Annotated in this window: 17 protein-coding genes; 13 read left to right on the forward strand and 4 right to left on the reverse strand. The window is 67.3% G+C overall.

From position 1 onward, the window contains the following. Window positions 1–564 precede the first annotated feature (564 nt). From BM162_RS12695 to glgX, 4 genes are all read left to right on the forward strand, one after another. Complete coding sequence (locus tag BM162_RS12695) at window positions 565–2,139, forward strand: phospholipase D-like domain-containing protein (protein ID WP_218153094.1); 1,575 nt, start codon at window positions 565–567, stop codon at window positions 2,137–2,139. A gap of 204 nt (window positions 2,140–2,343) precedes the next feature. Further along, a complete protein-coding gene (locus BM162_RS12700; protein ID WP_093422507.1) occupies window positions 2,344–4,317 on the forward strand; it encodes an alpha-1,4-glucan--maltose-1-phosphate maltosyltransferase in 1,974 nt (657 codons plus the stop codon). After that, window positions 4,317–7,613 carry a maltose alpha-D-glucosyltransferase gene (treS, locus tag BM162_RS12705; RefSeq protein ID WP_439332835.1) on the forward strand — a complete coding sequence of 1,099 codons (3,297 nt, stop codon included), beginning with the start codon at window positions 4,317–4,319 and terminating at the stop codon, window positions 7,611–7,613. Before BM162_RS12700 ends, treS begins: the two co-directional genes overlap by 1 nt. A gap of 28 nt (window positions 7,614–7,641) precedes the next feature. After that, window positions 7,642–9,729 (forward strand): glycogen debranching protein GlgX, encoded by a 2,088-nt coding sequence (gene glgX / locus BM162_RS12710; RefSeq protein ID WP_093422512.1) that lies wholly within the window; start codon window positions 7,642–7,644, stop codon window positions 9,727–9,729. Window positions 9,730–9,732: 3 nt separating this feature from the next. Here glgX and otsB (BM162_RS12715) read toward each other — a convergent pair whose 3' ends face one another. Beyond that, window positions 9,733–10,536 (reverse strand): trehalose-phosphatase, encoded by an 804-nt coding sequence (gene otsB / locus BM162_RS12715; protein ID WP_093422515.1) that lies wholly within the window; start codon window positions 10,534–10,536, stop codon window positions 9,733–9,735. A gap of 290 nt (window positions 10,537–10,826) precedes the next feature. Here otsB (BM162_RS12715) and otsB (BM162_RS12720) point away from each other — a divergent pair, with 290 nt between their 5' ends. The 4 genes from otsB (BM162_RS12720) to BM162_RS12735 all read left to right on the forward strand — a co-directional run bounded on the left by otsB (BM162_RS12720) (window position 10,827) and on the right by BM162_RS12735 (window position 15,491). Further along, window positions 10,827–11,549, forward strand: coding sequence for a trehalose-phosphatase (gene otsB / locus BM162_RS12720; RefSeq protein ID WP_245759260.1), 723 nt, complete (start codon window positions 10,827–10,829; stop codon window positions 11,547–11,549). After that, window positions 11,549–12,940 (forward strand): alpha,alpha-trehalose-phosphate synthase (UDP-forming), encoded by a 1,392-nt coding sequence (locus BM162_RS12725; RefSeq protein WP_093422520.1) that lies wholly within the window; start codon window positions 11,549–11,551, stop codon window positions 12,938–12,940. Before otsB (BM162_RS12720) ends, BM162_RS12725 begins: the two co-directional genes overlap by 1 nt. A 206-nt stretch (window positions 12,941–13,146) precedes the next feature. Continuing rightward, complete coding sequence (locus BM162_RS12730; RefSeq protein ID WP_093422522.1) at window positions 13,147–14,997, forward strand: glycoside hydrolase family 15 protein; 1,851 nt, start codon at window positions 13,147–13,149, stop codon at window positions 14,995–14,997. Further along, on the forward strand, window positions 14,997–15,491 hold the full coding sequence (locus BM162_RS12735) for a hypothetical protein (RefSeq protein WP_093422524.1): 495 nt from the start codon (window positions 14,997–14,999) through the stop codon (window positions 15,489–15,491). The genes BM162_RS12730 and BM162_RS12735 overlap by 1 nt, the downstream gene beginning before the upstream one ends. A gap of 2 nt (window positions 15,492–15,493) precedes the next feature. Here BM162_RS12735 and BM162_RS12740 read toward each other — a convergent pair whose 3' ends face one another. Then, window positions 15,494–16,297 (reverse strand): glucose 1-dehydrogenase, encoded by an 804-nt coding sequence (locus BM162_RS12740; protein ID WP_093422526.1) that lies wholly within the window; start codon window positions 16,295–16,297, stop codon window positions 15,494–15,496. 152 nt (window positions 16,298–16,449) lie between these two features. On the opposite strand from BM162_RS12740, the gene BM162_RS12745 reads away from it, so the two are divergent. Together BM162_RS12745 and tdh are read left to right on the forward strand one after the other, a co-directional pair. Continuing rightward, window positions 16,450–17,640, forward strand: a complete 1,191-nt coding sequence (locus tag BM162_RS12745) for a glycine C-acetyltransferase (RefSeq protein WP_093422529.1) — start codon at window positions 16,450–16,452, stop codon at window positions 17,638–17,640. Next, window positions 17,637–18,677, forward strand: a complete 1,041-nt coding sequence (tdh, locus tag BM162_RS12750) for an L-threonine 3-dehydrogenase (protein ID WP_093422531.1) — start codon at window positions 17,637–17,639, stop codon at window positions 18,675–18,677. Before BM162_RS12745 ends, tdh begins: the two co-directional genes overlap by 4 nt. A gap of 51 nt (window positions 18,678–18,728) precedes the next feature. Here the strand turns inward: tdh and BM162_RS12755 are convergent, their stop codons facing one another. Continuing rightward, complete coding sequence (locus BM162_RS12755; RefSeq protein WP_093422534.1) at window positions 18,729–19,565, reverse strand: universal stress protein; 837 nt, start codon at window positions 19,563–19,565, stop codon at window positions 18,729–18,731. Between the two features lie 130 nt (window positions 19,566–19,695). On the opposite strand from BM162_RS12755, the gene BM162_RS12760 reads away from it, so the two are divergent. Continuing rightward, a complete protein-coding gene (locus BM162_RS12760; RefSeq protein ID WP_093422536.1) occupies window positions 19,696–19,959 on the forward strand; it encodes a hypothetical protein in 264 nt (87 codons plus the stop codon). A gap of 6 nt (window positions 19,960–19,965) precedes the next feature. On the opposite strand, the gene BM162_RS12765 is transcribed toward BM162_RS12760, so the two are convergent. Continuing rightward, window positions 19,966–21,309, reverse strand: a complete 1,344-nt coding sequence (locus BM162_RS12765) for a FliI/YscN family ATPase (RefSeq protein ID WP_093422539.1) — start codon at window positions 21,307–21,309, stop codon at window positions 19,966–19,968. A 69-nt stretch (window positions 21,310–21,378) separates the two neighbouring features. On the opposite strand from BM162_RS12765, the gene BM162_RS12770 reads away from it, so the two are divergent. Together BM162_RS12770 and flgC are read left to right on the forward strand one after the other, a co-directional pair. Then, window positions 21,379–21,777, forward strand: coding sequence for a flagellar basal body rod protein FlgB (locus tag BM162_RS12770; RefSeq protein WP_093422541.1), 399 nt, complete (start codon window positions 21,379–21,381; stop codon window positions 21,775–21,777). A 19-nt stretch (window positions 21,778–21,796) separates the two neighbouring features. Continuing rightward, a complete protein-coding gene (gene flgC, locus BM162_RS12775; protein WP_093422544.1) occupies window positions 21,797–22,207 on the forward strand; it encodes a flagellar basal body rod protein FlgC in 411 nt (136 codons plus the stop codon). Window positions 22,208–22,213: the final 6 nt, after the last annotated feature.

The raw sequence follows: 22,213 nt of genomic DNA on the forward strand, positions 1-22,213 counted from the left end.
AGTGAAGCTGACACTTCCATCATCGGCCGAAGCCTAGGAAGCCGATATACAGAGCGTCGATCCATCGATTGGACCAAACCGCCCGCATATCTCTTCAGTCACCAGCGATATCAAAGAGCACAAGAGACAAAACCGACCGACTGCGCCCTAACTCGTCCGGCGCGCCCGCCTGCCCCATCTCCCGAAAGTCCGCCTCGTCTGCAGCCCGCTCCCGCGCCGCCGCCCCGTCTGACGCCCGCCAGCGCGTCAGCGCCGCCGGTGAGGGGCTATTTACGGATCACACCCACACCCCGCAAGCGCTTTCTGGCGAAAAACACCAACTTTTTGCGAAACGACAGATCGTGACCCAATATCTGGCACGAGCCACGTCACCGGCCGCAAAATCAGGAGCCCGCGAGTAACTTTCGGAGCGAGGCTGCCAAGGCGCTCCGGCGACGCACACGCCTCGTCGACGCCCTGCCCCAGCGGCACTCGCGCCCACCGCGACTCAACGCCCAGAACAGCCGCAGGAACCGCGCGGAATCGCGTCGCGTTCCCTCGGCGAGCCGTGAAACGGAGGACCCAGTGACCGCGTATGACCGAAACCGGGCCGAGCCGCGCAACGCCCGGCTGCTGGAGCCGGGCCGGACCTGTTGCGGCACGCCACGTGCCAACCGCTTCGCGATGATCGTCGATGCGGCCGAGTATTTCGCCGCCGCGCGCGAGGCGATGCTTGCCGCAGACGACACCATCCTGCTTGTCGGCTGGGATTTCGACCTGCGTATCGACCTCGCCCCCGGGCGAGACGACGTCGAGGGGCCGACCCGGCTGGGGCCGTTTCTCAAGTACCTCGTGCGGCGCAAGCCGCACCTGCGCATCCGCGTGCTGCGCTGGGACATGTCGGTGCTGTACAATCTCGGGACGCAGGTAATTCCCATGATCGCGCTCGACGTCGAAGCGTCCGAGCGGATCAAGCTGCGCTTCGACAGCAATCACCCGTGGTCGGCGGCGCATCACCAGAAGATCGCGGTGATCGACGACTCGCTGGCCTTCTGCGGCGGCATCGACATGACCACCGACCGGTGGGACACGCGCGGACATCTTCCCGGCGACACTCGGCGGCGTCAACCGGATGGCCGCGAGTCCGGGCCTTGGCACGACTTGACCGCCGTCATGGATGGCGATGCGGCCCGGGACCTCGGCCGGATCGCCCGTCGGCGATGGCAGCGGGCGACCGGCTCTGACCTTCCCGCGCCGAGCGACTATCGCGACCGCTGGCCGACATGCATTGCGCCCCTGATGGAAGACGTCGACGTCGGCATCGCGCGGACGATGCCGCCTTACCGCGACCAGCCGCGCGTGAACGAGGTCGAGAACCTCGCCCTCGCCGCGATCTGGTCGGCTCGAGATACCATTTACCTCGAGAGCCAGTACTTCGCGTCACAGAGCATCTGCGACGCATTGCGGGCCCGGCTGTCCGAGCGCGGCGGGCCCGAGGTGGTCGTGGTGAACCCGCTCTCTACCTTCGGCTGGCTCGAGCAGCACACGATGGGCACCTCACGCGACTTGCGCCTGACCGAGATCACACGCGCCGACCGACACCGGCGCTTCGCGATATACCACCCCGTCAACGCCGCGCGCGAGCCGATCTATGTCCACGCCAAGGTGCTGGTCGTGGACGACCGACTGATGCGCATCGGCTCGTCCAACATCAACAACCGGTCGATGGGCTTCGACACGGAATGCGACGTCGCGGTGGAGGCGGCCAGCGACGACCAGCGGGCGGCGATCTCGGATGCGCGCGACGATCTGCTGGCCGAGCATCTGGACACCGACACCGCCACGATCCGGCAGACGCTGTCCGAGACCGGGTCGCTTCTGCGCACGGTCGAGACGCTGCGCCGTGAAGACGGGCGGTCCCTGGAGCCGATCCCGCGGCGCGAGGTGAACTCACTGGAAGAAACGGTGACGAAGGCCCGCGTGGCCGACCCCGAGACGCCGGCGCAGTTGGAATCGCGGGCGACACACATTGCCAAGCAGGCGGTCCTACGGGTTCCGCCTTCGGCTTGGGTTACTGCGGGTGCCACCGGACTCGCGGTTGTGCTCGCCACGGGCGCGCTTCGGAACGCGGTCCGCCGGCGGCGCCGCCGTAGCGGCTGATCGCAGCCGGCCCCTGCTCCGGCGGGCTTGACGCAGCGGCACAGCCGACTGAACCTGTCTCGACCGTGGCGGGACGGGGTGCGGGAACCGGCGCGGCGCCGCTGCCGTTGTCTTGGCGACCGATAATGGGGAACGCCGAGGACTTCGCGCACAGCGCCACGCGGACGCTCGAGACGAAGCACGGTTCGGAAGGGGGACGCTTTCATGGATGCATCCGTCGCCAAGGCTATTCGCGACCACGCGACACGCAGGCTCGCCATCGAGGGCATCGAGCCCGAGATCGACGGCGGGCGGTTCGCGGCCAAGACAGTCGTCGACACGCCGTTCGAGATCCTCGCCGACGTCTTCAGCGACGGGCACGAGGTCATCGGGGCCGCCGTGATCACCCGGAAGGCGGGCGAAAAGGACGGCCACGAGACGCGGATGCACCATGTCGAGAACGACCGGTGGGCCGCGACGGTGCGCTTCCACGAGATCGGCGCGCATACCTTCACGATCGTCGCCTGGCGCGACCTGTTCGGAACATGGCGCCGTGACACGGCGAAGAAGATCGCCGCCGCGCAAGCCATCGACGTGGAGATCGAGGAGGCGAAGGTCCTCCTGCGCAAGATCCGGCCGCGGGGCGACGACGCGCTCAAGCTCAAGGAATTGCGCAGGACGGTGGACGAAAGCGACGAGCCCGGCCAGATCCTGATGTCCGAGGAGACGGCGGCGTTGATGAAGCGCATAGGCCCGCGCGCCAACCTCACCACGCATCGGGCGCTGCCGGTTTGGGTGGACCGCGAACTTGCGGCCTTCAGTGCCTGGTACGAGCTGTTTCCCCGATCGCTCGGACCGCACGGGGAGCATGGCACGTTCGACGACGTGATCGACCACCTGCCCTACGTGCGGGACCTGGGATTCGACGTTCTCTACTTCCCGCCGATACATCCCATCGGGAGGACGAACCGCAAGGGCAAGAACAACAGTCTGACGGCCGAACATGGCGACGTAGGCAGTCCTTACGCCATCGGCTCGGACGAAGGCGGCATGTTCGACGTGCACCCCGACCTCGGCACGCTCGAGGATTTCGACCGGCTGGTGAAGGCGGCCGCGGATCACGGGCTGGAGATCGCGCTCGACATCGCGCTCAACGCCTCGCCCGACCATCCGTGGGTGAAGTCCCATCCGCACTGGTTCGAGCGGCGCCCCGACGGAACCATCAAGTATGCCGAGAACCCGCCCAAGAAGTACGAGGACATCGTCAACTTCCGCTACTACATGGACGACGGCAAGCCGAACGCCGAGTTCTGGGAGATGATCCGCGACCTCTTCCTGTTTTGGGCGGAGCGCGGCGTCCTGTGCTTCCGGGTCGACAACCCGCACACCAAGCCCTTCCCGTTCTGGGAATGGATCATCGACGAGGTGCGCAAGGAGTACCCCGAGGCGATCTTCCTGTCGGAGGCGTTCACGCGCCCGAAGGTGATGAAGCGCCTCGCCAAGCTGGGCTTCAACCAGAGCTATTCCTACTTCACCTGGCGCAACACCAAGGAAGAATTGACCGAATACCTGACCGAGCTGACGACCGAGGAATGCCGCCACACGATGCGGCCGAACTTCTTCGTCAACACGCCCGACATCAACCCGGTCTTCCTGCAGACCTCGGGCCGATCCGGCTTTCGCACGCGGCTGGTGCTGGCCTCGTCGCTCGCCGGCAGCTTCGGCGTCTATTCCGGCTACGAGTTCTGCGAGAGCGAACCGCTGCCCGGCCGCGAGGAGTACCTCCACTCGGAGAAGTACGAGATCAAGGATCGCGACTGGGACGCCGAAGGCAACATCAAGGGCGACATCGCGCTGATGAACCGCATCCGCAAGGAAGAGACGGCGATGCGGCACTTCACCAACCTGCACTTCTATCCGGCGCACGACGACCGGGTGCTGTTCTACGGCAAGATGGACGACACCTCGGGCAGCTTCGTGCTGTTCCATGTCCTGCTCGACCCGCACCACCCGGCCGAGTTCGGCTTCGAGGTGCCGCTGTGGCACTTCGGCCTGCCCGACAACGGCGCGGTCGAGGTGCAGGACCTCATTCACGGCAATTTCTTCACCTGGAACGGGAAAGACCACACCTTGTACCTTGACCCTCACGACCGCCCCTACGCGATCTGGAAACTGATCCCGCAGGGAGGTGCGCAATGATGGACGCGAAGGCAGACCTGAAACCCGCCGTCGAGGGCATGGTCGCGGATTGGTACAAGGACGCGGTCATCTACCAGCTACACGTAAAGGCGTTCCAGGACAGCAACGGCGACGGGATCGGCGACTTCAAGGGCCTGATGCAGCGCCTCGACCACGTGCAGGAACTCGGCGCGACCGCCGTGTGGCTTTTGCCGTTCTATCCCTCGCCCCTGCGTGACGACGGCTACGACATCGCCGAGTACAAGGAGATCAACTCCTCCTACGGCACGATGGAGGATTTCCAGGCCTTCGTGGACGAGGCGCACCGCCGCGGCCTGCGGGTGATCACCGAGCTCGTCATCAACCACACCTCGGACCAGCACCCGTGGTTCCAGCGCGCGCGCAACGCCCCGAAGGACAGCCCCGAGCGTGACTTCTATGTCTGGTCCGACGACCCGACGAAGTGGCCTGAGACCCGGATCATCTTCAACGACACCGAGACGTCGAACTGGACGTGGGACCCGGTGGCCGAACAATACTTCTGGCACCGCTTCTACAGCCACCAGCCCGACCTGAACTTTGACAACCCCGAAGTGCTGAAGGAAGTGCTCGACGTAATGCACTTCTGGCTGGACATGGGCGTCGACGGTCTGCGGCTCGACGCGATCCCCTACCTCGTCGAGCGGGACGGCACCAACAACGAGAACCTCCCCGAGACACACCAGGTGCTCAAGAAGATACGCGCCGACCTCGACGCGCACTACGAAGGCAAGATGCTGCTGGCCGAGGCGAACCAGTGGCCCGAGGACACTCGCCCCTATTTCGGCGAGGGCGACGAGTGCCACATGGGGTTCCACTTCCCCCTGATGCCGCGGATGTACATGGCCGTCGCGCAGGAAGACCGCCACGCCATCACCGACATCATCCGCCAGACCCCGGACATCCCCGAGGACTGCCAGTGGGGCATCTTCCTGCGCAACCACGACGAGCTGACGCTCGAGATGGTGACGGACCGCGAGCGGGATTACCTGTGGGAGACCTACGCCGCCGACAAGCGCGCGCGCATCAACATGGGCATCCGCCGCCGGCTTGCGCCGCTGATGCAGAATGACCGGCGCAAGATCGAGCTTCTGAACTCGATGCTGTTCACCATGCCGGGCACGCCGATCCTGTACTACGGCGACGAGATCGGGATGGGCGACAACTATTACCTTGGTGACCGCGACGGTGTCCGCACGCCCATGCAGTGGAGCGCCGACCGCAACGCCGGCTTTTCGCGCGCCGTGCCGCAGCAGCTTTTCCTGCCCACGATCCAGGACCCGGTCTACGGTTATGAAGCCGTGAACGTCGAGGCGCAGCATTCCAGCCCCTCGTCGCTGCTCAACTGGATGAAGCGGATGGTCGGCGTGCGCCAGCGCCACCAGGTCTTCGGCCGCGGCGACATCGAGCTTCTCTATCCGTTGAACCGCAAGGTGCTGGCCTATATCCGCCGGTCTGAAAACGAGGCCGTGCTATGCGTGGCGAACCTCGCCCGTTCGGCGCAGGCGGTCGAGATCGACCTGTCGCAGTTCGAAGGCCGCGTGCCGATCGAGCTGACGGGACAGGTCGCCTTCCCGCCCATCGGTCTTCTGCCCTACCTCGTCACCCTGCCGGCCTATGGCTTTTACTGGTTCCTGCTGGCCGAGGAAGAAGAGGCGCCGTCGTGGCACACGCCGGCGACACCCGTCATGCCAGACTTCCTGACCCTGACCACCCGTGACGGCAAGATTTCCACCGCGCTGGCCGGCCGCGCCGGACAGGATTTCCAGCGCGAGACGCTGCCGAAGTTCCTGCCTCTCCAGCGCTGGTTCGGCGGCAAGGGTCGCAAGCTGAACAGCGTGAGCGTGACGCCACTGGCCGAGCTTGCGAACGGCAAGCACATGATCTCGGTCGTCGACGCCAACGTCGAGGGCGAGACTCAGCGCTACTTTCTACCGCTCTCGGCCCACTGGGACGAGACGGCGCTGACCCTGTCGCCGCGCCTGCCAGCAACGCTGGCCAAGCTGCGTCGCACGAACCGCGTCGGCGCGCTGCTCGACGGTGCCGCGGACGAAGCGATGGGGCACGCCCTGCTCGACGCCCTGCGTGGTGAGGAAACGCTCGAAAGCGACAAGGGCCGCATCGAGTTTCGCAAGACCGACAGGCTGGACGAGATCCAGGAGGAGGGCGACGCCCGGCTCCTGTCGGCCGAGCAATCCAATGCCTCGATCGCGTTCGGCCAGGACATCATCCTCAAGCTTTATCGCCGTCTCCAGGAAGGCACGCAGCCGGATATCGAGATCGCGCGTTTCCTGACGGCCGAGACCGAGTTCACTGCCAGTCCGCCCCTTCTCGGGACGATTGAGTGGGTCGGTAACGACGGGACGGTCACCACGCTCGCCGCGGCGTCGAAATTCGTCGCCAACCAGGGCGACGCCTGGACCTACGTGACCGAGGCGCTCGACCGCGAGATGGAGACGCGCGACCTCGACACGCTCGAGACCGAGCCAGGTGCGCCGGCGGAGTCGCCGGTCATGGGCGGTTCGCTCGACCTCGGCCGCCTGCTGGGCCGCCGTACCGCCGAACTGCACCTTGCGCTCGCCAGCGGGAAGCCCGACAGCGCCTTCTCGGCCGAGCCGATCGACGCCGAGGACGTGGCGACGCTGGTCGATACCGTCCGCGCCGAGTTCGCCCGCACGATGGAACGGCTGGCCAGCCACACCGACGCGCTGCCCGAAGAGGCTCGGGAGACGGCGCAGCGCGTGCTGCAGCACCGCGACGCGCTCGCAGGGCGGCTGGAATCCCTCAAGAGCATGGGGCCGTCGGGCCAGCAGTGCCGCATCCACGGCGACTATCACCTGGGCCAGGTGCTCGTGGTGCAGAACGACGTCCTGATCATCGACTTCGAGGGCGAGCCATCCCGCTCGCTCGAGGAGCGCCGGGCCAAGAGCCCGCCGATGCGCGACGTGGCCGGTATGCTGCGCTCCTTCGACTATGCGCTCTGGTCGGCCATGCGCCGCCGGATCGAGAAGGGCGGCGACCCCGCCAAGACCTCCGAGCTGGTCAGCAGCTGGCGGGCCGCGACGCAGGGCGAGTTTCTGTCCGCCTACCGCGAACAGATGGACGCGGCCTCGCTCCATCCGTCGGACGAGGCGTTCGAGCGCGCGCTGCTCGACCTCTTCCTTATCCAGAAGGCCGCGTACGAGGTCGATTACGAGATGTCGATGCGCCCGGCCTGGGTGGACATCCCGCTCGAAGGCCTGCTTGCGCTTCTCGACGACAGCGGGGTGAGCCAATGAGCCGCCCGCAAACGGAGGCGCACCGCCCATGAGCCGAACGACATCGCGCGTCGAGGCGGGCTTCGACGTCCCGCTCGGCGCCCATTGGGATGGCTCGGGCACCAATTTCGCGCTGTTCTCGGCTCATGCCGAGAAGGTCGAGCTGTGCCTGTTCGACGCTCGCGGCCGGCGCGAGATCGAGCGGATCGAGTTGCCGGAGTTCACCCACGAAGTCTGGCACGGCTACCTGCCCGGCGTACGTCCGGGGCAGCTGTACGGCTATCGCGTCCACGGTCCCTACGCCCCGGAAGAAGGGCACCGCTTCAACCCTAACAAGCTGCTTTTGGATCCTTACGCGCTGGCCCTGCGCGGCAACCTGCGCTGGCACGACGCCGTCTTCGGCTACAAGATCGGGCACAAGCGCGAGGACCTGAGCTTCGACCGGCGCGACAGCGCGTTCGTCATGCCGAAATGCGTCGTCGTGGACCCGGCCCACACCTGGGGCGAGGACATCCGCCCCGACATCCCGTGGTCACGCTCGATCATCTACGAGGCGCACGTGAAGGGCATGACCGCTCGTCACCCGGACGTCGAGGAAGTGCATCGTGGCACCTTCGAGGGGCTGGCCGACGAACGCGTGATCGACCACCTCGTCAAGCTCGGCGTCACGTCCATCGAGCTTCTGCCGGTGCAGGCCTATTTCGACGACCGGCACCTGATCGAGCGCGGGCTCAGCAACTACTGGGGCTACAACACGCTTGGCTTCTTCGCACCCGCCCCGCACTTCCTGACACCGGACGGCAGCATCAACGAGTTCAAGCTGATGGTCCGCCGCCTGCACGAGGCGGGGATCGAGGTCATCATGGACGTGGTCTACAACCACACCGCCGAGGGCAACCACATGGGCCCGACGCTGTCGTTCCGGGGCATCGACAACGCCAGCTACTACACCCTCGGCGACGACCCGCGGTACTACTTCGACACCACCGGCTGCGGCAATTCCCTCAACCTGCGCAACAGCCGCGTGCTGCAGATGGTGATGGATTCCCTGAGATACTGGGTCGAGGACTGCCACGTCGACGGCTTCCGCTTCGACCTTGCCACGACGCTGGGTCGGGACCGCGAGGATTACTCCTCGCACGCCGTCTTCCTCGAAGCCGTGCGGCAGGACCCGGTTTTGTCACGCGTGAAACTTATCGCCGAACCCTGGGACACCGGGCCCGATGGTTACCAGGTGGGCAACTTCCCGCCCGGCTGGGCCGAATGGAACGACCAGTACCGCGACACGCTGCGCGCCTTCTGGAAGGGCGACCAGGGGACCGGCCGCGAACTTGCCGGCGGGCTTCTGGGCTCGGCGCACCTGTTCGGTCAGAAGGGCCGGCGTCCATGGTCCAGCATCAACTTCGCCACGGCCCACGACGGTTTCACGCTGATGGACCTGGTGACCTACAACGACAAGCACAACGAGGAAAACGGCGAGGACAACCGTGATGGCCACTCGCACAACCTGAGCTGGAACTGCGGCGAGGAAGGCGAGACCGACGATCCGGAGATCATCGCCTTGCGCGACCGGCAGCGCCGCAACATCATCGCGACGCTCCTGCTGAGCCAGGGCACGCCCATGCTTCTGATGGGCGACGAACGCGGACGCAGCCAGGGCGGCAACAACAACTCCTACTGCCAGGACAACGAGATGAACTGGCTGGGCTGGCAGACCGACGCCCGCGACGCCGAGTTCGAAAGCTTCGTGCGCGGTGTCATCGACGTGCGGCGCACGCGGGAGTTGCTTCAAGCGTCCAGCTTCCTGCACGCCGATCCGGACCCGCTGACCGGTCGTCACGTCGCGTGGCTCAACCCGGAGGGGCGGCCGATGGAAGCAGAGGATTGGGAAGACCCCGGCCGCCTCATATTCGGGCTGAGCCTGTGCGAGAGTGGCACCGAGCTGCTGATCCTGATGAATGCGGGCCATGAGCCGGGAGACTTCGCGCTCCCGCCCGCGGGCGAAGAGGGCTGGCGCAAGCTGATCGATACCGATGCCGGCTTCGCCAACGCCCGCAGCCGACGCACTGAGCGTAGGCGCGAGATCACGCTCGCGCCACGGTCTCTCCTGCTGCTGGAGTGGCGCGAGGCGCAGTAGGCGTCACGCCGCGCTCCGGCGCGGCGTGCTCCAGACTTCAAGACAATCGCGCACCTCCTTCGAACCGCGCAACCGGTGGCTGGCATAGCTTTCGGCGTCGCCGACCTTGATTGCGAACCCGCCTGTGCCGACAACGTATTCCATTGCCCGCTCGTCGAGCTGGTCGTCGCCGAAATAGACGGGGCGCCGGCCCTTGAACGGTGTGCGGTCCAGCAGCCGGATCACGGCGTCGGCCCGATTCACGTCGCGTGGCCGCAGTTCGACGGCACGGCGGCCGCAGCAGACGTCGAACTCGGGGAACTGCTGTCGAATTGCGTCCATGAACTTGCAGATGCGGCTGTGCATCTCGGGCACCCGCAGGCAGTGCACGGCGACCCCGGCGGGCTTCGGCTCGACGATCAGGCGCGGGTCCAATGCGGTAAGCGCGTGCGCGATCTGCGTCATCTTCGCGACCGTTTCCGACCCCGCCAACGGATGCACCCAGTGGTCGGTGCCGACTAGAACCTCGGCACCGTGCCCCCCCACGATGGCACCCGTATAGCCGGGCAGCAGGCGGCGCACCTCGTCGACGCTGCGGCCCGTGATCACGGCCACCGCTCCTCCCGCGGCCTCCGCCAGGCGGGACATCGTCTCGGGCACCTCCTTCGGCACGAAGGTCTGATCGGGCGTTTCGGCCATGTCGATCAGCGTGCCGTCGAAATCGATCAGAAGCGCCGTCGTCGAGAGATTCGGCGCGGGCGGGCAGCCTTCAAAGCACACCCCGCCAGGGTGCTGGAAGCCCATCATCTCGTAAAACTGCGGGTACATTCGGTTTTTCCTCCCTGGTGCCGCCCGGCCAGTGTGGGGTGCAGGGCGGCGTCGCGGGCGCGGAATCGGCCGGCGTCCGCAACATGACAACAAACAGTTTCCTAAAGCCCCGGGTTCCGCACATGATCAGGATCAATGCGCCGTCTGCCGCATCCACGGAACCTGCACCCGACCCGCCGGATTACGTTAGCAAAGCCGCCCGGGCAGACCGGTGCGCGGCTCCTGGAATTTCCGAAAGGACGACCGTGTCAAACCCAGCCGCTCCGCCATTCGCGAAGACAGCCGATCCGGTGCTCCCGCCGCCCGACCGGACGGCGCTTTTTCTCGATTTCGACGGCACGCTGGTGGACATCGTGGAGACGCCGGACGGCGTTACAGTGCCAGCACACGTACACGACGTGCTTGCCGCGCTGGCCGCGGCGACGGGGGGCGCGACCGCGATTATCTCGGGCCGCACGGTGTCTGACGTGCGCAAGTTTCTTCACGGCTTCGACGGCACCATCGTAGGCAGCCACGGGGCCGAGTGGTTCGCCGATGGGGAACTGGAGTCGCATCCGCTGGCCGGCTCGGACGCCGTGGCCGAAGCTACGGCGCGGGCCCATGCCTTCGCCGAAGGCGATGACCGGCTTCTGGTCGAGGAGAAGCCTGCGGGCGTCGTGCTGCACTACCGCCGCGCGCCGGAGCGCGAGGACGAGGTGCGCGCGGCGGTCAAGACGATCGCGCGCGGTATCGAGGGGCTGGTCCCGAGCCCCGCCAAGATGGCGTGCGAGCTGCGCCCGGCGGACGTGAGCAAGCGCGGCGCGGTAGCCCGGCTGGCCGGGGACGCCCCCTTCGCCGGGCGCACGCCCGCCTATTTCGGCGACGACCACACCGACGAGGCGGCGATGGAATGGGTGCTGGAACAGGGCGGCACCGCCGTGAAGATCGGCGAGGGCAAGAGCTGCGCGCCGCACCGGCTGGCCACGCCGGCCGACGTCGTCGCCCTGCTGGCCGACTGGACGGGAGGCAAGTGATGGCAGGTCGACTGATCGTCATATCGAACCGCATCCCGCTAGAGGGCCCCGGATCGGGCGGCCTGGTGGTGGCGCTGCACGAGGCGCTGACTGACCGCGGCGGCATCTGGATCGGCGCGCAGGAGACGGACGCCGACACTGCGAGCGAGAAGTTCACCCGCCACGAAGCGCCGGGCTACGAGAAGCTGACCTTCGAACTGACGGCGAAGGACCAGGAGGAATATTACCTCGGCTTCTCGAACTCGGTGCTCTGGCCGCTCTGCCACCGGCGCACCGACCTGATCGACTTCGAGTCGCGCTACGCCGACGGGTACGAGCGGGTGAACCGTCGGCTGGCCCACATGCTGGCCGAGATACTGGAACCGGAGGACCGGGTCTGGGTGCACGACTACCACTTCTTCCCCCTCGCCTGCTTCCTGCGCGAGCTCGGCGTGAAGAACCGGGTCGGCTATTTCCTGCATATCCCCTTTCCGAACGGGTCCGACCTGCCTGCCCTGCCCCACCATGAAACCTTCATCGACTGGATCTCGAGCTACGACCTGATCGGCCTGCAAACTCAGCGCGACGTGGCCGTGTGCCTGGAATTCTTCCGCGGTCACCCGAAGGCCGAGCTGCTGCTGGACGGATCGGCCAAGTACGGCAGCCGCACGACCCAGGTACGCAGCTTTCCCATCGGCATCGACGTGGACGTGATGCTTCAGGCCGCGGATGCCCGCCGGGCGGACGCGACGCTGCGGCTGGGCGACGGCGAACGTCTGATCATCGGCGTCGACCGGCTGGATTACTCGAAGGGGCTGGTGAACCGGCTGAAGGCCATGGAGTCGTGGCTTCAGCACCGTGAACCGGACGAGCCGCGCGCGACGCTTCTGCAGATCGCCCCGCCCTCGCGCGAGAAGGTGTTGGCCTACCGCGAGATCCGGGACGAAATGGAGTTGCTCACCGGCAAGATAAACGGCGAGTACTCCGAGATCGACTGGACGCCGGTCCGCTATATCCACAAGCCGGTAGAGCGGGAATTGCTGGCCGCCCTCTACCGCCGCGCCGACGTGGGGCTGGTGACGTCGCTGGCAGACGGCATGAACCTGGTGGCGAAGGAGTACGTGGCCTCACAGGACCCGGAGGATCCGGGCGTGCTGGTCCTGTCGAACTTCGCGGGCGCGGCCGAGCAGATGCCGGATGCGTTGATCGTGAATCCCTACGACGTGGACGAGGTCGGCGAGGCGATCTCGCAGGCGCTGCGGATGCCGCTGGACGAGCGCAAGGCGCGTTACCGCGAGCTGATGCGCGGCGTACAGGAGCAGGACATTCGCTGGTGGACCCGCGCCTACCTCGACGCCCTCGCCCGCTGCCCCGTCAACCTCGCCACCGAGACCGAAGGCTCCTGCGACTGACCCCCGGATCAGGAACCTGCGCCGCACGACACAGGTTGATCTTTCGTACGCGCGGTCCGAGGGGCCGCGCGCCGGCGGACTGAAAGGGGCTGGGATCTGAACATGTTGCCCGACACCGTGCCATCAGCGTCCCGTGCCGCTCGGGATCGCGTGCCGCATTCTGTTCGGCCCGACCACCTCTGGATGCGACGCACGGGAGGGGCGGCATGAAGGGGACCGCGCCCGCCCAACCAGGCACCGAGCAAGGCTATCCGCCGATCAACGACTACGCCCTGATCGGCGACACGCGCACCGCCGCGCTGGTGTCGAAGCAAGGCTCGATCGACTGGTGCTGCCTGCCCGACTTTGACAGCCCCTCCGTCTTCGCCGCGGTGCTCGACCGCTTCAACGGCGGCCGGCTGCGTGTCGGCCCGGTGGAGGAGGCCGAGGTGCAGCGGCGTTACATCGACGGCACGCCTGTGCTCGAAACTCGCTTCCGGACGCGGACCGGCACACTCAAGCTGACGGACTTCATGCCCATGATCGAGGGCGCCCAGCGCGAGATCGAGCCCGAGCGCCAGATCGTCCGCATGCTCGAAGTCGAAGACGGCGAGGTCGAGGTCGAACTGATCTTCGCCCCGCGACCGGGCTATGCGAGCGGGACGCCCCGCCTGCGCCGGCGCGGCCGCATCGGTTGGACCTTTGAATGGGGCGCGAGCTTCCACCTGCTGCGCACGGACCTTCACGTGGAACAGACGGTCGGCGGCAGGCTCGAAGGGCGGACGCGGCTCGCAGCGGGGGAAACGGCCTATGTCTCGTTCTCGTTCACCTGCCGCGATATCGGCGTCATCCCGCGCCTGCGCACCGAAAGCGAGCACAAGCGCGACCGGACGCTGGACTGGTGGGAAGGCTGGAGCAGCCGCATCGCCTATGACGGCCCCTACGCCGACGTCGTCCACCGCAGCGCGCTCGCGCTGCGCCTGATGACCTTCAGCCAATCGGGCGCAGTCGTTGCCGCGCCGACCTCGTCCCTGCCCGAGTCGATGGGCGGGGCGCGCAACTGGGACTACCGGTATTGCTGGCTGCGCGACGCGTATTTCCTGCTGCGCTCGTTCCTCGGGCTGGGCCTGACCGCCGAGGCGGACGCCTTCTTCAACTGGCTGCTGCACGCCACGCAACTCACCCGCCCGCAGCTCGGCCTGCTTTACGGTCTTTACGGCGGCACCAAGCTGACCGAGCACATCCTTCCGCAGTTCGAAGGATACCGCCGCTCGGGCCCTGTCCGCCGCGGCAACTCGGCCGCCGAGCAGCTTCAACTCGACGTCTACGGTTCGGTCGTGGTCGCGGTGCACGGCTACGTCGAGAAGGGCGGCGGTCCGCTGGAGCCGAGCGACAAGCGCGCTCTCATCGGCTTCGGCGAGCGCATCTGCGAAATCTGGCGCGAGCCCGACGACGGCATCTGGGAATTTCGCGGCCCGCGCCGCCACACGACCTATTCCAAGGTCATGTGCTGGGCCGGACTCGACTGCCTGCTGCGACTGGACGAAGAAGGGCTGATCGACGCGCCCGCCGAGCGCTTCCGGACAGAGGCGCACCTGCTGAAAGAGACGATCCTTCGCGAGGCGTGGAGCGACGAGCGGCAGGCCTTCACCGGCGCCTTCGGCTGGGACTTCCTGGACGCCAGCGTACTCGAGATGCCGCGCCTGAAGATCATCGATGCCTGCGACCCGCGCATGAAGTCCACGTTCGAGCAGATCGACAAAGCGCTCGGCCACGGTCCCCTGCTGCGCCGTTACGAGCACGGCAGCGACCCTTGGGCGTCGCAGGAAGGCGCGTTCGGCATCTGCGGCTTCTGGGCGGCCGAATACCTGGCGCAGTGCGGCCGGGTGGACGAGGCGCGGGCGCGTTTCGAGGCGCTTCTTGGCTGCGGCAACGACCTCGGCCTCTTCGCCGAGGAGGTGGACCCCGAGACTGGCGACGCGCTCGGAAACTTCCCGCAGGCCCTGACACATTGCGGCGTCATCAACGCGGCGCTGGCCATCGACGCCGCCGAACGCGCGGGCAAGGAGGCCGCCTGATGCTCGAAGCGATGCTGCAGGACTGGGTGGCGGTCGTCTTCTGGGGACTCGTCTCGACGGCCGTCATGGCGACCGTTCTCGAAGGGGCGCAGGTTATGGGATTCAGCCGCCTGAGCTTCCCCTTCCTGTTCGGCACCTACGTTACCGGCAGCCGGCGGCGGGCGATGATCCTGGGCTACGTCCTCTACCTGATGGGCGGGTGGCTCTTCGCGTCCCTCTACGCGCTCTTGCTCGACGCGCTCTGGCGGGTCTGGTGGGTCGGGCTGCTGGCCGGCCTCGGCCACGGGATCTTCCTGGTGGTCGTGTTCTTTCCGCTTCTGCCCTACGTGCATCCGCGCATTGCCAACGAATACGACGGCCCGTCCGCCCTGCGGCGGCTTGAACCGCCGGGGGCCTTCGGGCTGAACTACGGCCGCGCCACGCCGGTCTCGACGGTGCTGGCGCAGGGGCTCTACGGGCTGATCTTCGCCTTCGGCTACAGCCACGTGGGCTGAGGTCAGCCCCCTTCGCGGAAATGCGGATGCAGAGTCATGCCGCCGTCGATGATCAGCGTGTGGCCGTGGACGTAGTCGCTGTCATCGCTTGCCAGCCAGACCACGGCCTTCGCCACGTCCTCGGGCTCCCCGATCCGGCCGTAGGGGATCTTGGACAGCATGTCGCGCCGGCCCTCCTCGCTCTCCCAGACCTCCTGGTTGATGGCGGTCTTGATCGCGCCGGGGGCGACGGCGTTCACGCGGATGCGCTCGTGTCCGAACTCCTGTGCGCATGACTTCATGAGCATGGCCGTCCCGGCCTTGGCGGCGGCGTAGTTCGCGTGGCCCGCCCACGGGATGCGCTCGTGCACCGAGGTCATGAAGATGATGTTGCCCGCCGCGCCTGTCCAATGCGTCTCGCGCCCGCAGAAGTGGCGGGCGGCGGCGCGGGCGCAGAGGAAGCTGCCGCGCAGGTCGATGTTCATCACCGCGTCCCAGTCCGACACCTCCATGTCGAGCACTGATGCGTCCTTCTGGATGCCGGCGTTGTTCACCAGGATGTCGACCCGTTCGTAACGGCGGACCGCCTCGGCGAACATCGCGTCGACCTGTACCTCGTCGCTGACATCCGCCTTGTGCTCGAAAGCCTCCCCGCCTCGCGCCTCGACCTCGGCCACGGTGTCCTGCGCGCCGTCCTCGCTGCCGTGATAGTTCACGACCACCCGCGCCCCGGCCGCGCCCAGCGCCACGGCGCAGGCGGACCCTATGCCGGAACTCGCTCCGGTGACGATGGCGACGCGTTGATCGAGCGGGCGGTCGGACGGCATGGCAGGCTCCCTTGGTCTCGCCCAACCGGAACGCGTCGCGACGGGGCAAGGGTCCGGCCGCTCGATCACGTCGCCGCAACCGCACGCCGTTCCGTTCCCGCCCGAAGGCGCTTATGTGAGATGCAACAGCGCGACGGGTGAAAGGAAACGAGATGAGCGACAGCCTGATCCAAAGGCTCCGGCAGGAGCTCGACCAGATCGAGAGCGAAGGGCTGACCAAGCGCGAGCGGATCATCACCTCGCAGCAGTCGGGCCATGTCGCGGCCCAGCCGGGCGGCGAGGTGCTGAACTTCTGCGCCAACAACTATCTCGGGCTCGCCAACCACCCCGATCTGATCCGCGCGGGGAAAGAGGCGCTGGACCGCTACGGCTTCGGCATGGCCTCGGTCCGGTTCATCTGCGGCACGCAGGACGTGCACAAGGCGCTCGAGGACCGGCTGAGCCGCTTCCTCAAGATGGAGGACACGATCCTCTATTCCTCGTGCTTCGACGCGAATACCGGCCTGTTCGAGACGATCCTGGGCCCCGAGGACGCGATCATCTCGGACGCGCTGAACCACGCCTCGATCATCGACGGGGTGCGGCTGTGCAAGGCGAAGCGCTATCGCTACGCCAACAACGACATGGGCAAACTGGAAGAGCGGCTGAAGGAGGCGTCCGACGCGCGCCACCGCCTGATCGCCACCGACGGCGTGTTCTCGATGGACGGGGCGATCGCGAACCTGCCCGCCATCTGCGAGCTGGCCGAGAAGTATGACGCGACGGTGATGGTGGACGACAGCCACGCGGTGGGCTTCGTCGGCGAGCACGGGCGCGGCACGCCCGAGCTGTGCGGCGTCGAGGGGCGCGTGGACATCCTGACCGGCACGCTGGGCAAGGCGCTTGGCGGGGCGTCGGGCGGCTATACCGCCGCGCGGCGCGAGATCGTCGAGATGCTGCGCCAACGCTCGCGGCCCTACCTGTTCTCGAACACGCTGGCCCCGGTGATCGCGGCGGCGACGCAGACGGCGCTGGACCTCGTGGAGACCTCGGGCGAGCTGCGCGGACGGCTGGTGCGCAACTCGGAGCGGTTCCGGCGCGAGATGACGGCGCTCGGGTTCAAGCTGGCGGGCGAAGGTCACCCGATCATCCCGGTGATGCTGGGCGACGCGCGCCTGACCGGCGACTTCGCAGCGAAACTGCTGGACGAAGGCATCTACGTCACCGGCTTCTCCTTCCCCGTCGTCCCCCGGGGACAGGCGCGCATCCGCACGCAGATGTCGGCGGCGCACACGGACGAGGATATCACGCGGGCCATCGAGGCGTTCGCCAGTGTCGGCCGCGAACTGAAGGTGATCGAATGAGCAGCAACCAGATGAAGGCGCTGGTGAAGCCCAGGCCCGAGCCGGGCCTGTGGATGGAGCGCGTGCCGGTGCCCGAGCCGGGGCCGAACGACGTGCTGATCCGCGTGACCAAGTCCGCCATCTGCGGCACCGACGTGCACATCTACAACTGGGACGACTTCGCGTCCAAGACGGTGCCCGTGCCGATGGTCGTGGGCCACGAGTTCTGCGGCGAGATCGCCGAGCTGGGCAGCGCGGTGACGCAGTATCACGTCGGACAGCGCGTTTCGGGCGAGGGGCACATCGTCTGCGGCGTCTGCCGCAACTGCCGCGCGGGGCGCGGGCATCTGTGCCGCAACACCGTGGGCGTCGGCGTGCAGCGGCCCGGCGCCTTCGCCGAATACCTGTGCATCCCCGAGGCGAACGTGGTGCCGATCCCCGACACCGTGCCCGACGAGATCGCGGCGATCTTCGACCCGTTCGGCAACGCCGTGCACACGGCGCTGAGCTTCGACTGCGTGGGTGAGGACGTGCTGGTGACGGGGGCCGGCCCCATCGGGATCATGGGCGCGGTCGTCGCCAAACGGGCGGGCGCGCGCAAGGTGGTGATCACCGACATCTCTCCCGTCCGGCTCGAGCTGGCGCGGAAGATGGGGCTCGAGCACGTGGTGGACGCCTCGAAGGAAGACTTGGGCGACGTGATGGCGCTGATCGGCATGAAGGAGGGCTTCGACATCGGGCTCGAGATGTCGGGCGCGGCCACGGCGTTCCGCGACATGATCGACAAGATGAACAACGGCGGAAAGATCGCGATCCTGGGCATCGCGCCCGCGGCGTTCGAGATCGACTGGAACAAGGTCATCTTCAAGATGCTCCACCTCAAGGGCATCTACGGCCGCGAGATGTTCGAGACCTGGTACAAGATGATCGCCTTCGTCGAGTCCGGCCTCGACCTCTCGCCGCTTATAACCCACCGCATCCGGGCAGAGGATTACGAGGACGGCTTCGCCGCGATCCGCGAGGGCCGCGCCGGCAAGGTGGTGATGGACTGGGCCTAAGGACAAGGCGCGCCCGCACCGGGCGCGCCGCGCGTACCCCCGCGGCCGCGCTCACTTCGACAGCAACACCGGCACCTTGGCGTTGTCGAGCAGGTAGCGCGTCACTGCCCCGATGACGAAGTCGTAGGCGCGGGAGTGGCCGAAGGCGCCTGTGGCGACGAGCGTCGCGCCGGTCTCGAAAGCCACGCGCAGCAGCGCCTCTCCCGTCTCGCCCACTCCGGCGTCCCGCTCGATCACCTCGGTCCGGAAGCCGTGCCGGTCGATGGCGGCGGCGAGGTCGTCGCGAGTCCCCTCCTCCATCACGTCCCCGTCGCGCCCGATATGCACCACGTCGATCCGCGCGCCGGGCGCGGCGAAGGCCAGCGCGTCGTGCGCCGCGCGCGCCGCCTCGCGCGTGCGGCTCCAGCCGATGGCGATGCGTTCCCCCAGTGTAGAGACGTCCGCCCCCTTGGGCAACGCCAGCACCGGGCGGCCGCTGTTGCGGATCAGGTGCTCCTGCAGGCGGTGCTGTTCCGAGCGACGCGTCTCGGGTTCGGTCAGTGCCGTCACCACGATGTCCGCGGCTCGAACACTATCGACGAGGTAGGCGTCCGATCCCTGCACGCTCACGTCCTGCGCCCGCCACTCACTCGGGAAGTCCTCGGCCCCGGCATGGCGGTCGAAGATGGCACGGATCGCCTGTGTCTCTTCCTCCTGCCAGTCCAGGAAGCCCGGCGCCGGAAGCGCGGCCACGCCCTCTCCCACGCCGACATACGGGACATAGGGTTCGGCCGGATGCACCGCCGTCAGATGCGCGCCATGCGCCCGCGCCAGGTCGCAAGCCAACGGCATGAGCCACTCGGCCTCCTGCGCCGTCACCAGGCTTACCGCGATGGTCTTGATGTTCATGTCGAAATTCCCCCTTGGCCGTTACGGGCCATGGCCGACAATAGCAGGTGTCACACGATTGAGATTGATTTGTGTCAATGCAGCACAGGCGCCCTCGCGGGATGAGTGCGCGCATAGGGAGGAATTTGATTTGCTGGATTTCGAACCGCACCGCACCGCACGCACGACCTCGCCCGCCGGTGCCGTTTCCGGCCCCGGCCGCGCCTGGCGACCCATGCCGCAGGGAGCCGGCGCCGATCTGGCCCCTCTGCGCGAGGTGCTGGGCCCAGATCCCGCCCGCGCTTTGGCGTGCATGGTGGAGTTGGGGCTGAGCGACGACGAGATCGCGCGCTACTACCGCTGCCCGGTCGAACGGCTGGCCCCGGCGCTCAGGGTGCTGCGCGCAGCGGCTTGAGGCCGCTCAGCCCGCCCGCGTCACGCCCGACTCATCGAGCAGCCGCGCCAGTTCGGCGAAGGTCTCGGCGGCCGGCAGGGTCTCGGTCTTGCGCTGGCTCAGGAACCGCCCGGCCGGACGCGCGAAGCGGATGGCCGCGTCGGTTTCGGGATCGCTGCCGTCGCGGTAGGCCCCGATGCGGATCAGCTCTTCCATGTCGGCGTACTTGCCCAGCGCCCGGCGCGCGGCGTCCAGCACGGCGTACTCGGCCTCGTTGTGGCAGTCCGGCAGCATCCGCGAGATGCTGGCCTGAAGGTTCACGGCCGGATAGCGCCCCTGCTCGGCGATGCGCCGGTCCAGAACGACGTGGCCGTCCATGATGCCGCGCACGCTGTCGGCCACCGGCTCGTCCATGTCGCCGCCCTCGACGAGGACGGTGAAGATGCCGGTGATGTCGCCCGCCCCGTCCGCGCCCGGCCCCGCCCGTTCCAGCAGTTGCGGCAGCTCGGCGAAGACCGTGGGTGGATAACCCTTGGCGGTGGGAGGCTCGCCGCCCGACAGGCCGATTTCGCGCTGCGCCATGGCGAAGCGGGTGACGCTGTCGAGCAGGAGCAGCACCTGCTGCCCCGCGTCGCGGAAGTGCTCGGCCACGGCCATCGCCGTCCACGCCGCCTGCCGGCGCATCAGCGGCGGCTCGTCCCCGGTCGAAACCACCAGGACCGCCCGGCGCATCCCCTCGGGGCCCAGGTCCTGCTGGATGAAATCCTGAACCTCGCGCCCGCGCTCGCCCACCAGCCCGATCACGATGACGTCGGCCTCGGCACTGCGCGCGAGCATCGCCATCAGGCTGGTCTTGCCGACGCCCGAGCCGGCGAACACGCCCATGCGCTGCCCGCGGCAAAGCGGTGTGAACACGTCGAAGGTCTTGATCCCGGTATCCAGCCGTGCGCCGACCCGCCGCCGGTCGAAGGCGGGCGGCGGCGCGGCGCGCACCGGCCGTGGCTCGGTCCCCTCGTGCAGGGGGCCCAGACGATCCAGCGGACGGCCCAGCGCGTCCACCACGCGCCCGACCCAGCTTGCATCCGGGCGCACGGTCTCGCCGCCGGCGCACGCCTCGACGCGGTCGCCGGCGACGACGTGCCGCCATGTCCCGAACGGCAGGACGTGCGTGCCGCGCGCATCGATGCCCACGACCTCGCCCATCACCGGCCCGCCGCGCCCTTGGACGATGCAGCGCTCGCCAATGCCCAGCCCGCGTTCAAGCCCCGCGACGGTCAGGTTCAGGCCCAGAACCTCGCTCACGCGCCCGGCTATCCTTGCTCCGCCCAGGGAACGAGCAAATGTAGAAAGCTCCGAGAACGCCGTATTCATGGGATATATCCGGTGGTCATCAAGTATAAATAATGCTAAACATGATTAGAGCGAAGGGGAAGACACACGATGAAGCTCGACACGATGTCCTTCTTCCGGATGGCCTCGGACCGGATGAGCTGGCTGAGTGAACGCCAGAAGGTGATTTCGCAGAACGTCGCGAACGCCGACACGCCCGGCTACAAGGCGCGCGACGTCGGCTCGTTCCAGGAGATGGTCGAAGGCTCGCGCGCGGGCACCGGACTCGCCCGCACGCACGAGGCGCACCGCGCCGGCAGCCTTGACGGCACCGGCGTGCGCGTCGACGAGGACCGAACCGCGTGGGAGCAGAGCCCCGACGGAAACACTGTCGTGCTGGAACAGCAGACGATCCGCGCCAACGAGGTGGCCGAAAACTACCGACTCGCGGCGCAGCTTTATCGCAAGGGCTATGAGCTTCTGTCGCTGGCCGCCTCGAGCAATCGCTGACACCTGAGGAGACTCGGACATGGACAACCTGAGATCCATTCTATCCGTCGCCGCCAGCGGCATGTTCGCGCAAGGCGAGCGGCTCAAGGTCGTGTCGGAGAACGTGGCGAACGCCGAGTCCCGGGGCACCACGCCCGGCGCCGATCCGTACCGCCGCAAGACGATCTCGTTCGAAGAGGTGATGGACCGCGTCACCGGCACGTCGATGGTCACGATCGGCGAGATCGGGCGCGACACATCGGAATTCGCACTGGAGTACGACCCCGCGCACCCGGCCGCGAACGAGGAAGGGTTCGTCAAGGTGTCGAACGTGAACACCATCCTCGAGATGAGCAACATGCGCGAGGCCGCCCGCAGCTACGAGGCGAACATGAACATGTTCGAGGCCGGGCGGAAGATGCGCAGCCAGATGATCGACCTTCTTAAGTAGGGGCTG

The organism is Tranquillimonas alkanivorans (assembly GCF_900115595.1).
Lineage (GTDB): Bacteria > Pseudomonadota > Alphaproteobacteria > Rhodobacterales > Rhodobacteraceae > Tranquillimonas > Tranquillimonas alkanivorans.

Coding starts and splice junctions, on each gene's coding strand:
- BM162_RS12765 (WP_093422539.1), bottom strand. CDS start 21,309: ATGAATACGGCGTTCTCGGAGCTTTCTACATTTGCTCGTTCCCTGGGC.
- flgC (WP_093422544.1), top strand. CDS start 21,797: ATGGACAACCTGAGATCCATTCTATCCGTCGCCGCCAGCGGCATGTTC.
- BM162_RS12745 (WP_093422529.1), top strand. CDS start 16,450: ATGAGCGACAGCCTGATCCAAAGGCTCCGGCAGGAGCTCGACCAGATC.
- tdh (WP_093422531.1), top strand. CDS start 17,637: ATGAGCAGCAACCAGATGAAGGCGCTGGTGAAGCCCAGGCCCGAGCCG.
- BM162_RS12770 (WP_093422541.1), top strand. CDS start 21,379: ATGAAGCTCGACACGATGTCCTTCTTCCGGATGGCCTCGGACCGGATG.
- BM162_RS12725 (WP_093422520.1), top strand. CDS start 11,549: ATGGCAGGTCGACTGATCGTCATATCGAACCGCATCCCGCTAGAGGGC.
- BM162_RS12730 (WP_093422522.1), top strand. CDS start 13,147: ATGAAGGGGACCGCGCCCGCCCAACCAGGCACCGAGCAAGGCTATCCG.
- BM162_RS12700 (WP_093422507.1), top strand. CDS start 2,344: ATGGATGCATCCGTCGCCAAGGCTATTCGCGACCACGCGACACGCAGG.
- BM162_RS12735 (WP_093422524.1), top strand. CDS start 14,997: ATGCTCGAAGCGATGCTGCAGGACTGGGTGGCGGTCGTCTTCTGGGGA.
- BM162_RS12755 (WP_093422534.1), bottom strand. CDS start 19,565: ATGAACATCAAGACCATCGCGGTAAGCCTGGTGACGGCGCAGGAGGCC.
- BM162_RS12740 (WP_093422526.1), bottom strand. CDS start 16,297: ATGCCGTCCGACCGCCCGCTCGATCAACGCGTCGCCATCGTCACCGGA.
- treS (WP_439332835.1), top strand. CDS start 4,317: ATGGACGCGAAGGCAGACCTGAAACCCGCCGTCGAGGGCATGGTCGCG.
- glgX (WP_093422512.1), top strand. CDS start 7,642: ATGAGCCGAACGACATCGCGCGTCGAGGCGGGCTTCGACGTCCCGCTC.
- otsB (WP_093422515.1), bottom strand. CDS start 10,536: ATGTACCCGCAGTTTTACGAGATGATGGGCTTCCAGCACCCTGGCGGG.